This window comes from Streptomyces sp. NPDC111628 (assembly GCF_055635195.1).
This window is the reverse complement of record NZ_JBVKBZ010000007.1, coordinates 613,228-627,403: the sequence shown is the minus strand read 5'-3', so window position 1 is coordinate 627,403 and position 14,176 is coordinate 613,228. Positions and strand designations below refer to the sequence as shown.

Sequence of the window (14,176 nt, the reverse complement as noted above, 5' to 3'; positions counted from 1 at the left end):
CTTGCCATTTCTGTCACTTAGTGACACTGTCATTAAGTGACAGCCTTCAGTTGCGACCATCATCAGGGCCCCATCACTCGCTGTCCGGGACAGCCACAGGAAGGACCCACATGGCACTGCCGAAGCCGATCAGCGTCGAGGAGTTCTTTGCCCCTCCCGTCCGTTCGAGGGCCTCGCTCTCGCCGGACGGCACCAAGATCGCGTACCTGGCTCCTTGGGGGGACCACCTGAACCTGTGGATCGAGAGTGTCGACGCGCCCGGGGACGCGCGACGGGTCACCTCCGAGGACCGCAACCTGCTGAGCTATCACTGGACCGACGATCCGAGATGGCTGCTCTATACCCGGGACCAGGGGGGCGACGAGAACCGGCACCTGTACCGCGTCGATCTCGAAGACCCGGACGCAGGGGCTACTGACCTGACCCCTTTCTCCGGCGCACGCATCATGGATCTGAAGCTGCCCGCCGCTCGGCCGGGGAAGGCGGTGTTCTCCTCGAACAGCAGGAACCCCGCCGCGTTCGACCTCTTCGAGCTGGACATCGCCACCGGTGACCTGCGGACCCTCGCGGAGAACACCGGAGGCGCTGCCACCACCTTCTTCTATGGCGGCAGCGGAGACCCCTTCACCAGCGACGTCACCGAACAGGGCGACCTCAACCTCTCGCGCTGGAACGAGGCCACGCAGACGTTGCGCCACATCGCGCAGTTCGACGGTGCGGACTATCCGCTGGGCGTCTATCCGCTGGAAGTTACCGCCGACGCCGGCGTTCTCTTCGGTTCGAACCGGGGCTCGGACAGACTCCGCCTGGCCCGGTTGGATTCAGAAACCGGCGAGGAGACGGAGGTCGACTCCCACCCGCAGTACGACCTGGACACCCGAGCCCGTGTCTTTCCCGCACTGCCCTCGCCGCTCATCTTCAGCCGACGTACCGGCGAGCTCATCGGAGTTCGCTACCTCGGGGAACGACTGGTGATCAACGCACTGGACCCGCACTTCGCCGAGGTCTTGGAGAACCTGAGGAATCTGTCCGATGGCGACCTGGCCCACATCTCGTCCGACGAGAGCGAGCAGCGGTGGGTCGTCAGCTTCACCCACGACCGCGATCCCGGGGCCACATACTTCTACGACCACTCCTCGGGCGAGAGCCGCCTACTGTTCCGGCCCCTTGGCCACCTGGATCCCGAGCAGCTGGCACCGATGACACCGGTGACGATCACCGCTCGGGACGGTCTCGCGCTCCCCTCCCACCTGACACTGCCAATCGGGACAGAGCCGCACCGGCTGCCGCTGGTCCTGCTTGTGCACGGCGGTCCCTGGGACCGAGACAGCTGGGGGTTCAACCCTCTCGTCCAACTGCTGGCCAACCGGGGCTACGCGGTGCTTCAGGTGAACTTCCGCAGCTCCACGGGATACGGCAAGTCGTTCATGAAGGCCGGCATCGGGGAGTTGGCCGGCAAAATGCACGACGACCTGATCGACGGTGTGAACTGGGCCATCCAGCAGGGATACGCGGACCCGGACCGGGTGGCGATCGTGGGCGGCTCCTACGGGGGCTATGCGGCACTGGTCGGAGTCACCTTCACACCCGATGTCTTCGCCGCTGCTGTGGACATCTTCGGGGTCTCTGACCTCGCCAACTTCCTGCGCAACCAGCCGGAATTCGTCCGGCCGGCCCTTGCCGCCAACTGGTTCCGCTGGGTCGGCGACCCTGCGGATCCGCAGCAGGAGGCCGACATGCTGGTCCGCTCACCGATCAGCCAGGTGGACCAGGTCCGTACACCGCTGTTCATCGCCCAGGGCGCCAACGACGCCCGGGTAGCGCAGGCAGAATCCGACAACATGGTCCAGGCTCTCCGGGCACGTGGGGTCCCCGTCGAGTACATACTCATGGCGGACGAAGGGCACTCCATCGAGAACCCGGAGAACTTGATCGCCGTGTACCACGCAGTGGAGCACTTCTTGTACGAGCATCTCGGACACGGCCGGGAGGCTACGTAGCCGTCGTCCGGGCCGTGGCGGTAGGCGGTCGGGTAAGGAAAGCCGTGAGGACCCGCAGCCCGGAGGCCGCATTCTCCGCGGCCGCCATTGGCGGATGCTCTGTCCAGCAGCTGCGGAGGTGTTACGGGAAGCGGCAGCGGGAAGCGCGAGGCGCGAGCGCCTTGGGGAAACACAGCAAACCGGAACGGAGCCCGCGCAGCCATAGCCGAGATGTGGGAAAGCTACCGAAGCCTCCCTGCGCTTCGCCGGCGGCCGTGCCCGTGCTGCGCACCTATGTCTCGCGGCTGCGCCAGACCCTGGAGCCCGACCGGGCGGTCGACGAGTCCCGGGCCTTGATCGTCTCGGCCATCGACAGATACCTGGCCTTCGCTGTGCCCGAAGTGGGCGAAGACGGCGCTGGCCGCGATCGAGGCAACTACACGCGAACTTATTCGAACGGCACCTACCGCGTGGTGGCACACCCGGAGAAGGAGGATCTGTCGGAGGGCGTCGGGGAGATCGCGCCGCGTACCTATCGCACGTCCGGGGACCTGTCGGAGGCGACGGTGACAGTCCGTGACTTCTGCGCCGGTGACGTAGGCGTCGCCAGTCGAACAGATTCACGGATCACAAACCCGTGACGCCATTCCGCGTCATTGGCGAGCTGACCTGGCTCGAGTCTTGATCGCGAGGATGACGTCGTTCTTGGCGTCGGCGTAGTCGTTCATGTCGTTCCACTGCTGGCTGAGCAGAGCTCGTTTGACACTCTCGTACAGGGCGCGATCGTCTGCATTGGCGCGCAAGTGGTCACGGAAGAGAAGGTACTCGTGCACCGCTGCGTCCCTTCGTTCATATACGTGCACGTGAACGTCGCGAGTCGGCGTACGCACGAGCCGATGTCCTGGCTCGCGAACCCGCAGTTCGTAACCTGCGGCCAACAGCCCGTCGAGGTAGTCCTCCTCTGCTGTGATGTCGGCCACCGCGACGACGATGTCGACAATCGGTTTGGCGGCAAGGCCTGGAACCGAAGTCGATCCAATGTGCTCGACATCGACGTCCACTGCCGCCAAGGCGTCAAGGATCCGACGCCGGTGATGCAGATAGACCTCCGCCCACCGGGCGTCATAGCTGCCAAGGCCGACCTTGAGTGCTTCTGGACCACCGATGATCTCGACCGTCGTGACGTCCGGCCGACGAGGCTTGCTGCTGTTCATCACCAACACGTCCTTTACGTCTTGCGCCAGTTCACCACCTCGATCGACGGGGCTGCGGTTGGCGGCTTCGTCGAGCCTCGCCGTCGAAACGCGGGCTCGGCGGATCGGGACCTGCGTCGCGCGACCCAACAGGACCCTGAGGCGGGCCAGGTCGGCGCCAGCGGCTCTAGGCAGACAACACTTGCACTGAAGTCTGGCCTGAGTTATGTTATCAGGCTGACCATTTCAGCCCGGCCAGGCTGTCGAGGTGCCCGGCAAGGTGGGCAAGACCCGCCGCGTGTCAGCGGCGAAGCGCGCGCCGCGGGCTCTACGCGATCTGGAGCCTGTAATGACCGACACCGGCAGCATCTCCGACGGGTTCCACACCTTCGACGAGCTGTACGAATTCAGGCTGCTCTACCACGCACACGCAGTCCGGGCGTGGCTGGCCGCCAGGTACCCCGTCGTCCGCTCATGGAAGCACCACGACGGTGAACCATGCTTCGGGGGCGGCTGGTTCATAGTCGTGGCCCAGCTCCCCACGGGGCAGGTCAGCAATCACTACCGAGCCAATAGCTGGTCGTTGTTCGGTGACGTGCCCGAGGTAGAGACGGCGCCCGTGTGGGACGGGCACAGCACCACCGACGTAGCTCGCCGGCTGCGCACTCTCCTCAGTGGGGATGGATCCACGAGCGTGGCGAGATGACGCTGCGCCGATAGGGCAGTCCGCTTTCGACATGATCGCGGAGGGAGGGCATCCCCGGCGCCGCCCTCGCCGACCTCCCACGCGAGCGCCGCGCCCACCTATTCACCGCCGCCGACTTTCCGTAGAGGTCGAGGCCGTCGAGGTGGCGCGGTGCGGGTCGTCGGACGCCGATGTCCGAGAACCTGCGCGAGTACGTCGCGGACGACGTGAGGGGCAGACGCCAGGTCGGGGCCGGGAAGGCCGGACCGCGTGAAATGGCGCGCGTCAGCCGCAGCCCGCTGACGACGTCAACTTGCATTGGAAGAAGGCGGACGGGCCTACCCCGGCCCGGCAGCCGGGCACCCCTTCTGCCTCCGGTCGGCCCGACCGTCACCGCGTGCCCGCCTCCGGCGCTGCGCCCAGATCTCGGCGTGTGGGGTGATCCCGCTATCCATGAGCTTGAGTGTGCCGTCGCGGCACAGTGTTGACTCAGGCCCTGGCTGATCAACATCGCTGCGCAGTGTCTGACGCGGTCGTGACCGGCCGACCGAGACCTGCGCGAGGTCGTAGCCGGGACGCCGATGGCCGAGGCGTCGTGACGTTGGACATGCCTCGGACCGGGCCCCTTTCGCTCTGATGGGAGCACTCGTATGGCTATCACTTGGGCTGAGTACCGGGAGCACGATGCCGTCGGGCTGGCCGAGCTGGTGAAGTCCGGGGCGGTGAGCCCGGTTGAACTGCTCGAGGCGGCGATTGCCCGTGCCGACGCCGTCGAGCCGACGATCAACGCGATCCGCCACCGACTCGACGACGATGCCCGTGCCCGCGCTCGCAGCCCGCTGTCCGGGCCGTTCGCCGGCGTCCCGTTCCTGATCAAAGACTTGGGTCAGCACCTCGCCGGGGTTCCGACCGGCAGTGGGAACCGATCGCTGGCACGCTTCCCGCGCCCGGAGACGTCCACGGTGGTACAGCGTTGGCTCGACGCCGGTCTGGTCGTGTTCGGCCGGACCGCGACCCCCGAGTTCGGTGCTCGCGCGATAACCGAGCCGGTCGCGGGGGGCCCGACCCGAAACCCCTGGGATCCGTCGCGGACGCCCGGTGGCAGCTCCGGCGGGTCCGCGGCGGCCGTCGCGGCCGGAGTCGTGCCGGTCGCGGGCGGGAACGACGGCGGGGGCTCCATCCGGATTCCGGCTGCGGCCTGCGGGCTGTTCGGGCTCAAGCCGGGGCGGGGCGTCGTCCCGTCCGGGCCGGAGGTCGACGAGGTCTTCCATGGCGCCGCGGTGCAGGGCGTGGTGTCGCGCACGGTCCGTGACTCCGCCGCGATGCTCGACGTGCTGGCCGGCTCCGCACCGGAGGGCCCGTACCGGGCGGCTCCGGCGGAGCGTCCGTACGCCGAGGCCGTCGTCGACGACCCACGCCCGCTGCGGATCGGGCTGAGCACAGTGTCCCCGCTTGGCGGACCGGTTGATCCGCAGGCCGCCGCCTTGGTTCGGGATGCGGGGGAGTTGCTCACCGGACTCGGACACGTCGTGGAGGAGTCCGCCCCGGCCATCGACGGGCAGCACCTGGCGACCGACTTCCTCACGGCCTGGTTCGCGATGGTCGCCGCCGAGGTCACGGCCGCACGGGAGATCACCGGCTGTGCCGAGGGCGACTTCGAGATCGAGACCCGGATGATGGCTGCGATCGGCCGGAGCCTTTCGGCGCCGGAGTATCTGGCCACGCAGTCCCGCTGGCACCAGCACACCCGGGCGCTGGCCGCGTTCCACGAGCGCTACGACATGCTGCTCACCCCGACCATGGCCCGGCCGGCGTGGCCGATCGGCGAGTTCGATCTCGCCTTGCCGGTCCGGCTCGCCGCACGGGGGCTGCTGGCTGCCCGGATCGGCGGTGTGCTGGGGCGGATGAACCTCGTCGAGAAACTGGCCGTCGCGAACCTTGAGCCCGCGCCCTTCACTCAGCTGGCGAACGTGACTGGGCGCCCGGCGTCGTCGGTGCCGCTCTACTGGACGTCGAGTGGGCTGCCGCTCGGCATCCAGTTCGTCGGACGCCCGGGTTCGGAGCCCGAGCTTCTGGCACTGGCCGCGCAGTTGGAGCGGGCGCAGCCGTGGGCGCATCTCTGGCCGTCGTTGCCCGATTCGCCGTCCGCGGCCTGACGTCTCTAAGGACAATTTCACGTATGACTACCGTGTTCTCGCGCATTATCGCTGGCGAGCTGCCCGGACACTTCGTCTGGCAGGATCCGGAAATCGTCGCTTTTCTGTCCATCGCTCCGTTGCGCCCTGGTCACACTCTTGTTGTGCCGCGGCGTGAGGTCGACCGGTGGACGGACGCTGACGGGACCCTTCTGACGCGTTGCTTCGAGGTAGCCCAGTCCGTGGGGCAAGGGGTGCAGCGGGCTTGGAACGCTCCGCGTGCCGGCCTCGTCATCGCAGGCTTTGAGGTGCCGCATCTGCACATACATGTCGCGCCGGTCTGGGACATGTCAGACTTTGATTTCAGCAAGGCCAAGCAGGAGCAGGATCAGTCAGCTTTGGCTGAAGCAGCAGCAAAGCTCCGTGCCGCTCTGCTGGAACTCGGTTATGAACAGGCACGGGACTTTGACCCCGGAGTGTGAACCGGAACTCGCGCGACCGCGCAATGCCCAGCTGCCGCGAGCCGGAAGCCGAACAGCACCAACCCGGTCCCGATATCGATGCCGATCGTGAGAGCCAGAGCCAGAGCCAGGACTTGACTGTGCCGTAGCGGCACCGTGTTGGCTGAGAATCATGAGCTGGAGTACCCGGGAGATCGCCGAACTTGCCGGCACCAGCCTGCGGGCGGTACGGCACTACCACGAGGTCGGGCTGCTGGCGGAGCCCGAGCGCCGCGCCAACGGCTACAAACAGTACGGCGTGCCGCACCTGGTCCGCCTGCTGCGGATCAAGCGTCTGGTCGATCTCGGGTTCTCGCTGAACCAGATCGCGGAGACCGTGGACGAGGGTGAGCACCCCGGGCAGGCACTGCGCACGCTTGACGCGGAGCTGGCCGCGACCATCGAACGGCTGCAGCGGGCCCGGCTCGAACTCGCGGCACTGATCGACCTGCGTGCCCCGGCCGACCTGCCTAGGGAACTCACGCCCGGCGAAGCAACGGCCCTGTCCGAGACCGACCGCTCGCTCCTGCTGGTCATGACCCGGTTGATGAACGGGGAGCAGCTGCAAGCCTACGGTGCACTGGTCCGCAATCTGCCTGCTCACCCGATCAACCGGGAGTTCGGCGAACTGCCCGCTGACGCAGGCGAGCCCATCCGCCAAGACCTCGTGGAGCGGATGGTGCCCTACCTGCGCCGGCTGCGGCAGGACCACCCGGACCTGCCCGACCTGTACACGGACTCCCCGAGGGGGGAGAAATTCGTTCGAGAGACCATGGAGACGGTCCTGCGTGAGCTGTACAACCCGGCGCAGCTCGACGTTCTGCACCGGACCCACGTGATCGTGGACGAGTCCACCCAGCCACGACCGGGGCGGAACGCTACCGAACTTCGTTGACCGCGCCGGTCTCCGGCCCCATGCAGATGCCCGCGACGCGGTCAGCACTGCCTTGCTGGCTGAGCTGCGGTCCGGAATCCCTGCGGGGCGTGTGCTCACCAACGGGCCGGAGTACGCAAAAGCAGTGGCGTTGTCCAACTCAGCGGTCGATGTCCGTCCTGCTGTCGTCGTGCGGTGCGCGACCACCGCTGACGTGCAGGCCGCGATACGCACGTCTCGCGACCATGGGGTGCCGATCTCGGTACGCGGCGGGGTCATGACTTCTGGGGACGGGCGTTCCGTCCCGGCGGACTGGTTCTCGATCTGACTGACATGCGGGGAGTTCAGGTCGACACCGGCCGCCCTTTCGCGACGGTAGGTGGCGGGGCACTCTCGTCCGACGTCGTATCCGCTGCCGAGCGGGCGGGCCTGACGGCGGTCACCGGAACGGCGGGCGCCGTCGGCATGGTCGGCCTCACGCTCGGCGGCGGATACGGCCCCCTGATCGGGGAGTTCGGGCTCGCGGCCGACAACCTGCTCAGCGCCGAAGTCGTCCTGGCCGACGGTTCACGAGTGCACACCGACGCCGACCATCATCCGGACCTCTTCTGGGCGTTGCGGGGCGGCGGCGGCAACTTCGGTGTCGTGACCTCGGCGCTGATCCGTCTGCACCCCGTGCCGACAGTCGTGTCGGGCACCATCTTGTACCCGATCGTTCAGAGCGCCAACGTTCTCGCCGACCTCGGTGGGATCCTTCAGGACTGTCCGGATGAGCTGACGGTGGACGTGGGGTTCCTTCCCGGCCCGGACGGGAAGCCGACGGTGTACGTCGCGCCGACCTGGTCGGGCGGGCGGATGGGCGCGATTCGCACGCGCACCGTCCAGAGCATCTCCGGCTCCATCGCGACCGTCCTGGACCGGGCTGCCCAGGAGTTCACCTCACCGTTCTCCGCGATCGTGTGGCATCAGTTCCATGGTGCCGCCGCCCGCCTGCCCCTCGGCTCGACGGCTTTCGGCCGACGCGAACCGCACCTGATGGTCGAGCTGATCTCATTGTGGGAGGGCGAAGGCAAGGGCAACGCAGGAGCCGGCCATGGTAGGTCCCAGCACCTGCGCTGGCTGGAAGCGTTCCACGCGGTGCTTGAGCCGTTCTCGTTGCCGGGTGGCCACGTGAACTTCCTGGGGCCGGAGACTCCCGACCAGGTCGCGGAGTCCTACGGGCCGAACACCGAGCGTTTGCTGGCCGTGAAGTCTGCGGTCGACCCGGACTCCGTCTTCGCCGCCACGCCGCTCCCCAGCGGGAGTGCGGACGCCGGTTCCCGGCCCGTGTCAGGCGTGGAACCGGAGCATCGGGGGGTGCCGGCGGTCCCGCCGGAGAACGGCATCGGGTCGTCGGACATCGGCCACGTTGGCCTCGGGCTTTCACCAAGGGGGCCGTCCGACGGGTGATCAGAGAGCCCGGGTCTTCGTCGGACTGGCCGAAATAGCGCCCTGGGCCACAGAGTTCATATGGGCGCTACGGCGTTGTCGTGCCCGGGGAGATCGGCGGTTGAGCGGCGTACACAGTACGTGCAGCAGCGGCCGTGTCCCCTCCTGCCTCCGTGGCTGAGTCCATCGGCGTGTGCCGCTCAGGGGGCACCGCTTACTCCTGTCGATCGACGGCGCCCTCGTCCGGCGCGGCGGGCGCCTCGTCGACCTGGACCGGGTCGCCCACGGCGCCCCCGGTGGCCGTGCGGACAGCGTCCGCAATGAAAGCGAAACTCTCGTCACCGAGCTTCCGCGGATCGGTGCCGTCCAGAAGGCCGGCTCCGACGTACTCGTTGATGACTCGCAGGGCGGCCGCGGCGGCCGCGGCGTGCAGACGTACCTGTAGGCCGTCGGGCTTGAGTCCGAGGCGAGTCGCGATGACCGCTGCCAGTTCGCGTTCCACCTGGTCGCAGGCCATCAGCCAGGCCGTGCGCAGGGCCGGTTCGGTCTCGGCCAATCGAATCATCTTGACGCCCAGCCCGGCATCGGCCTGCTCCGAAGGGCTGATCTCGCTGACCAACCGCTTCGCCTCCGTGGCGAAGTGCTCCTCCAAAGAGCGGTGCAGCGGCCAACTGCGCAGAGTAGCCAGTTCCCACTCCACGCTCTGCACAACGATCGGCTCCGCGCAGCTCTCCTTGCTACGGAAATGACGCCAGATGGTGCGGGTCGACAGGCCCACCGCCTCGGCGATCTGGTCACCGCTCGTGCCGTCGACGCCCTGCGCCCAGAACAGGCGTGCCGCCTCCCGCGAGATCTCCAGACGTACACGACGGCGGCGCTGCTCGCTCATCCCGCCACGGCTGCGTTCGGTCGTTACCACGTCGTCGGTCATCTTTCGCCACCCTTTCACCATCACGCTCACTCAGTGCCATATTGACATTAAGTGACGCTGCATGCCAGCCGGTGCGCGTGCTTCGATCCGGACTCAAGCGCATCCACTTGCCATGCCTGTCACTTAGTGACACTGTCGCTAAGTGACAGAGGGGTCCCGCCGCGCGGTGGCCTTTGCCGCTCGCCGTGCAAGGCCGACCTGCGCAGCGAGTGATCCCCTTCCGAGCCCATCCCTACCCGAGCTCCGGAGTGCCGCATGAGGAAACGACCAGCCGCCACCGCCGCAGCCGTGCTCACGGCCTGCGCTCTGACCTGCGGCCTCATGGGGGCAGCCGTCGCCGCGCCGGACCAGGCAACCGACGGCGGCCGAACCGGGAGGACGACCGCCGCCACTGCCGCCGATTCGGTCACGCACGAGGAGAACGAGCGGGTGCCGGAGGGGGCGCGCTGGACCCAGCACTACTTCCCCTCCTCGGACGGCTCCAAGACCGAGCTGCACGCCGACGTTCTGCTTCCTGAGAAGCTCCCCGAGGGAGCGAAGGTGCCCGTCATCATGTCGGCCGGCGCGTACTTCGGTCACTCGGGGGAGATGGAGGTCGAGGAGGAGCACGCCGGTCCCTCGGAGCGCTTTCAGGACCTCCTGGAGGGGACCGACCTGCTCGACAAGGGGTACGCCTTCGTCATGGTGGACACGCGCGGCTTCGGCGGCTCCACCGGATGTCTCGACCTCGGCGGGCCCGGAGACCAGGCCGACGTCAAGGCCGCGATCGACTGGAGCGCGAGTCAGCCCTGGTCCACCGGAGCGGTGGGAATGTACGGAAAATCCTTCGACGCCTACACCGGGCTCCTCGGCAACAACGTCAAACACGACGCACTGAAAGCCGTCGTCGCCCAGGAGCCCATCTGGGATCTGTATCAGCAGCTCCACTCCAACGGCGTGCCCCGCCCGAACAGCGTCCAGTTGCCCACCAGCTACAACCGCATTGCCGGCCTGGCCCAGTTGCCGGACGAGGACAAGCGGTACCGGACCAACGCCGCATACGAGAAGAAGCACCCCGAGTGCCTGGTGCTCAACTCCTTCGGCCCCTCCATCGGTGATCCGGACGACCCGTACTGGAAGGACCGCAGCCCGGCCAGGAAGGCGAAGGACACCGCCACTCCGCTTCTCTTCACTCAAGGCACCGCCGAGACCAACACCCTGCCCGTGGGGATGGAGGAGTTCCTCGACCATCACCGCGGCCCCCAGCGGGCCTGGGTCGGCCCCTGGGACCACGTACGCGGCAATGAGCACACGCAGGACGGGAAGCTCGCGATGGGCCGCGCGACCTGGTTCAAGGAGACACTGTCCTTCTTCGACGAACACCTCAAGGGCATCGATCCGAAGAGCCAGTTCCCGAACTACGCCGTCCAGGACAACCTCGGCAACTGGCGCGCGGAGAAGTCCTGGCCCACAGCGAACCGCTCCGCGAACCTCCGTCTCGGCAACGGCTCGTACGTGGACAGCGGAGCGGGTTCGCAGCCGACGTCCGCGAAACAGGGTGCCGGTCGTGACGCTGCGAGCTTCATCGTCTGGTCCGGACCTCTCGGGACGGCCACCCGGGTCACCGGCACGCCCCGAATCACCATGACGGCCAAGGGTGAGGGGAACGTCTTGGTCACGCTGTACGACGTGGACGAGGACGGCAACGCTGTCGCATTCGACGAGCGAGTCTCCCGGCTGGACCGGGACCGGCTGGACATCGGCCTGAAGTCGACCGACTGGACCCTGCGGGCCGGCCACCGCCTCGCCGTGGAGATCGGTTCGGTGCGGACCGGCGATTGGCTCGACACCCCCTCCAAGCAAAAGATCCGGATCAGTAACGCCCGTCTCCAGCTGACCTTGGACAACCCGGCTGAAGACATCGCGACTGGTGGCGACCGGGCGCCGTGGCTCGACACCTTCATGCAGATCAACGCGGCGCAGCTGAAGCCCGGCCCAGCCGCGTTCACGGTGCCCCCGGCCCGTGCGCGGCGCTGAGGACGCCACACCGCCACCGACACCCCACCGACCAGCGCGAACGACAGGTCGGAAACAGCTCAGTTCATCGAACCGAGGGGATACCCGTGCCCATCCGCCCAGGTTGGCTTCTCTGCCCGTTACGGCTTCATCAGGACGGGATCTTCGGAGGTCGAACTGATCCAGCCGCTCGATGGCCGCTCGCCGTACACGGAGTTCCTCGACCTCCAACGGTGAAGGCGTCCACCACCTCGCCGACGTGGTGGGAAGCGTCGACCAGTGCCTCGAATCGCTGCGAAACAGTCGCCGTCTTCCCCGCTCGGGCGCGTGTGCCAACGGTCCGTGCGCCGAGCGGTGACCGGCGGGCATCCGATAAGCCCGCCGTGCTCCGAAGCGCCTTCGCGTCCACGTCAAAGAGGACTGCATGACGAGCGGCACGATGCAGCCTCCGGCCCAACGTCCGAGTTCGGGCCCAGCTCGCGCCCACAGCCCCGGTCGTCAGAGGGTGGGTGCGATGCCGACCCGGAGGATGTCGAGGTAGTTGTCGATCGCGTCCCCCTGCCGCTCCGCCGGGTGCTCGCTGACGGCGTGGATCAGGCCGCACAGGAGCTTGAGCAGGTTTTCACCGGTGAGGGCAGGGGCAGGGCGGATGCGTGCGAGCAGGTGGGAGGTGACTTCGACCAGCTCTCCCTTGGCCCGGTGCAGAGAGTCCGTCTCGTCGGACCCGGTGATCAGTACGTCGGTGAGGCCCGGTTGCGCCAGGGCCGTCAGGAGCGCCGTGCGGAGGAAGTCAACGAGCGCCTTGGCGGGAACGGGGTGTCCGACGGCTGCGGCCGCCGCATCGATGAGCTCTCGGACCGCCTCTTCCAGGACGGACTCCAGCATGGCCCGCTGCGTGGGGAAGACCCGGTAGACCGTCCCGACCCCCACGCCCGCCCTGCGCGCAAGCTCGTTGAGGGTGAGCGCTGTCTCCCCGCCGATGACGGCGCCGCGGGCCTCATCGAAGATCCGCTGCCTGTTGCGTGCGGCATCCGACCTCATGATCCCTCCTTCGCGTACCTATGTGGATAACCTATCAGATTAGTGCTACGGTTAAGTCGATAACCAATCCACTTCACTTCGCCAGGAGCGGTCATGACCGTTGTGTTCATCCATGGAGTACCGGAGACGCCCTCCGTCTGGAACGACCTCCGGGGGCGGATCGACCGCCCCACCACGGCCCTGCGGCTGCCCGGATTCGGCAGCCCTCGCCCGGCTCACCTGGACGGCAAGGAGGCGTACGCCGACTGGCTGGCGAACGAACTGCGCGCCTTCGGCGAGCCCGTCGACCTCGTGGGCCACGACTGGGGTGCACACCTGGTGATGCGGATCGTCTCCGCCTACGACGTTCCGGTACGCAGCTGGGTGTCCGACGTCGCGCACGGCTGGCACCCCGACTATCAGTGGCACGAGGCGGCCACCCTCTTCCAGAAGACCCCGGAGGGTGAGGAACTGCTCGCGTCGCTGCGCACCCGGACCCCCGGCAGCCCCAGCTTCGGGGACTTCCTTCGCCCCCGGGGGATGAGCGCCGAACTGGCGACGGAAGTCGACACCGTCCACGACGAGGAGATGAGCACGGCCATCCTGACGCTCTACCGCTCGGCCTGGCCCAACTTCAGCACCGACTGGGGCAAGGACTTCGACCGCCCCGCTCAGGTGCCGGGGCTCGTCCTGATCCCGACCGGCGATCCGATGGCACAGCCCGCGATGGACCTGGATATGGCCATGCGAATCGGGGCACAGGCAGTGGAACTGGACAACCTCACCCACTACTGGATGCTCCAGGATCCTGATCGGGGCGCGGAGGTACTCAACCGATTCTGGGACTCCCGGCCCGCATGACATCCGGTACCGGTGGGCGGCGTTCCTCGGGTGTGTCAATTCAACGGCTGTTCTTGGTGGTTGAGGTTCAGTTGTTGGCCGGGGTGAGCCGGCCCTCGAAGGCGATGCACCCAGACCCGGGGCCGCCCAAGCCTCCATCGGTCCGAGGAGTCACCTCCTGGATCATGACCCACCCCGAACACCTGCGGGACGAGAAGACGGACAAGCTCCGCCGGCTCCGTGAACGCGATCCCGACCTGGACCGGCTCACCGGGCACGTCAGGAAATTCGCCGTCATGGCCGACGACGGTCGGGAGAGGCCCAGGGGGCCGCGGAGGGGGGGTGAGTTGTCGTTGGGGGAGTGGCTGGTGGGTGCTGTCTGTCACGTCGGGGTCGTCTCGCAAAGACGTGGACGCCGCCCAGGCCCGCTGAAAACCACGGGTGGCATCCGGAACCGACCTCCCATCGGTTCCAGGCGAGGCCTCCAGGATGTGCCGTCCTGGAGGCAGTGCACGTCAGAAGGGTGCTCCAGGAATATCCGGCGTACAGCCCGACTCGTCTGCCGCCACCAGCGGCCTGCTGCGCGCGCCGCGCCG

Annotated in this window: 12 protein-coding genes; 9 read left to right on the top strand and 3 right to left on the bottom strand. The window is 67.5% G+C overall.

Annotation, left to right across the window (positions count from 1 at the left end; genetic code table 11):
* The first annotated feature begins 110 nt into the window (after positions 1-110).
* A complete protein-coding gene (locus tag ACZ7MF_RS35385) occupies positions 111-2,000 on the top strand; it encodes a S9 family peptidase (protein WP_471482281.1) in 1,890 nt (629 codons plus the stop codon).
* A 254-nt stretch (positions 2,001-2,254) separates the two neighbouring features.
* Complete coding sequence (locus ACZ7MF_RS35380; protein WP_471482280.1) at positions 2,255-2,620, top strand: hypothetical protein; 366 nt, start codon at positions 2,255-2,257, stop codon at positions 2,618-2,620.
* Positions 2,621-2,632: 12 nt separating this feature from the next.
* On the opposite strand, the gene ACZ7MF_RS35375 is transcribed toward ACZ7MF_RS35380, so the two are convergent.
* The gene (locus ACZ7MF_RS35375) at positions 2,633-3,196 is read right to left on the bottom strand and encodes a GrpB family protein (protein WP_471482279.1); all 564 of its coding nucleotides are present in this window, start codon (positions 3,194-3,196) and stop codon (positions 2,633-2,635) included.
* A gap of 325 nt (positions 3,197-3,521) precedes the next feature.
* Here ACZ7MF_RS35375 and ACZ7MF_RS35370 point away from each other — a divergent pair, with 325 nt between their 5' ends.
* From ACZ7MF_RS35370 to ACZ7MF_RS35350, 5 genes are all read left to right on the top strand, one after another.
* Positions 3,522-3,878: a WDGH domain-containing protein gene (locus ACZ7MF_RS35370; RefSeq protein WP_471482278.1), complete on the top strand. Its 357-nt coding sequence runs from the start codon at positions 3,522-3,524 to the stop codon at positions 3,876-3,878.
* Between the two features lie 701 nt (positions 3,879-4,579).
* Positions 4,580-6,013: an amidase gene (locus ACZ7MF_RS35365; RefSeq protein WP_471482277.1), complete on the top strand. Its 1,434-nt coding sequence runs from the start codon at positions 4,580-4,582 to the stop codon at positions 6,011-6,013.
* Positions 6,014-6,036: 23 nt separating this feature from the next.
* The gene (locus ACZ7MF_RS35360) at positions 6,037-6,474 is read left to right on the top strand and encodes an HIT family protein (protein ID WP_471482276.1); all 438 of its coding nucleotides are present in this window, start codon (positions 6,037-6,039) and stop codon (positions 6,472-6,474) included.
* A gap of 151 nt (positions 6,475-6,625) precedes the next feature.
* Positions 6,626-7,387 (top strand): MerR family transcriptional regulator, encoded by a 762-nt coding sequence (locus ACZ7MF_RS35355; protein WP_471482275.1) that lies wholly within the window; start codon positions 6,626-6,628, stop codon positions 7,385-7,387.
* Positions 7,388-7,699: 312 nt separating this feature from the next.
* A complete protein-coding gene (locus ACZ7MF_RS35350; RefSeq protein WP_471482274.1) occupies positions 7,700-8,815 on the top strand; it encodes an FAD-binding oxidoreductase in 1,116 nt (371 codons plus the stop codon).
* Between the two features lie 193 nt (positions 8,816-9,008).
* On the opposite strand, the gene ACZ7MF_RS35345 is transcribed toward ACZ7MF_RS35350, so the two are convergent.
* Positions 9,009-9,725 carry a TetR/AcrR family transcriptional regulator gene (locus ACZ7MF_RS35345; RefSeq protein ID WP_471482273.1) on the bottom strand — a complete coding sequence of 239 codons (717 nt, stop codon included), beginning with the start codon at positions 9,723-9,725 and terminating at the stop codon, positions 9,009-9,011.
* A 255-nt stretch (positions 9,726-9,980) separates the two neighbouring features.
* Between ACZ7MF_RS35345 and ACZ7MF_RS35340 the strand changes: the two genes are divergently transcribed.
* Positions 9,981-11,741 carry a CocE/NonD family hydrolase gene (locus ACZ7MF_RS35340; protein WP_471482272.1) on the top strand — a complete coding sequence of 587 codons (1,761 nt, stop codon included), beginning with the start codon at positions 9,981-9,983 and terminating at the stop codon, positions 11,739-11,741.
* A gap of 477 nt (positions 11,742-12,218) precedes the next feature.
* On the opposite strand, the gene ACZ7MF_RS35335 is transcribed toward ACZ7MF_RS35340, so the two are convergent.
* A complete protein-coding gene (locus tag ACZ7MF_RS35335) occupies positions 12,219-12,761 on the bottom strand; it encodes a TetR/AcrR family transcriptional regulator (protein ID WP_471482271.1) in 543 nt (180 codons plus the stop codon).
* A 93-nt stretch (positions 12,762-12,854) separates the two neighbouring features.
* Between ACZ7MF_RS35335 and ACZ7MF_RS35330 the strand changes: the two genes are divergently transcribed.
* Positions 12,855-13,601 (top strand): alpha/beta fold hydrolase, encoded by a 747-nt coding sequence (locus ACZ7MF_RS35330; protein ID WP_471482270.1) that lies wholly within the window; start codon positions 12,855-12,857, stop codon positions 13,599-13,601.
* The last annotated feature ends 575 nt before the right edge of the window (positions 13,602-14,176 follow it).

Excerpts from the sequence above, each read along its gene's own strand:
- ACZ7MF_RS35385 (WP_471482281.1), top strand. The coding sequence starts at position 111 with ATGGCACTGCCGAAGCCGATCAGCGTCGAGGAGTTCTTTGCCCCTCCC.
- ACZ7MF_RS35370 (WP_471482278.1), top strand. The coding sequence starts at position 3,522 with ATGACCGACACCGGCAGCATCTCCGACGGGTTCCACACCTTCGACGAG.
- ACZ7MF_RS35360 (WP_471482276.1), top strand. The coding sequence starts at position 6,037 with ATGACTACCGTGTTCTCGCGCATTATCGCTGGCGAGCTGCCCGGACAC.
- ACZ7MF_RS35355 (WP_471482275.1), top strand. The coding sequence starts at position 6,626 with ATGAGCTGGAGTACCCGGGAGATCGCCGAACTTGCCGGCACCAGCCTG.
- ACZ7MF_RS35350 (WP_471482274.1), top strand. The coding sequence starts at position 7,700 with ATGCGGGGAGTTCAGGTCGACACCGGCCGCCCTTTCGCGACGGTAGGT.
- ACZ7MF_RS35345 (WP_471482273.1), bottom strand. The coding sequence starts at position 9,725 with ATGACCGACGACGTGGTAACGACCGAACGCAGCCGTGGCGGGATGAGC.
- ACZ7MF_RS35340 (WP_471482272.1), top strand. The coding sequence starts at position 9,981 with ATGAGGAAACGACCAGCCGCCACCGCCGCAGCCGTGCTCACGGCCTGC.
- ACZ7MF_RS35335 (WP_471482271.1), bottom strand. The coding sequence starts at position 12,761 with ATGAGGTCGGATGCCGCACGCAACAGGCAGCGGATCTTCGATGAGGCC.
- ACZ7MF_RS35330 (WP_471482270.1), top strand. The coding sequence starts at position 12,855 with ATGACCGTTGTGTTCATCCATGGAGTACCGGAGACGCCCTCCGTCTGG.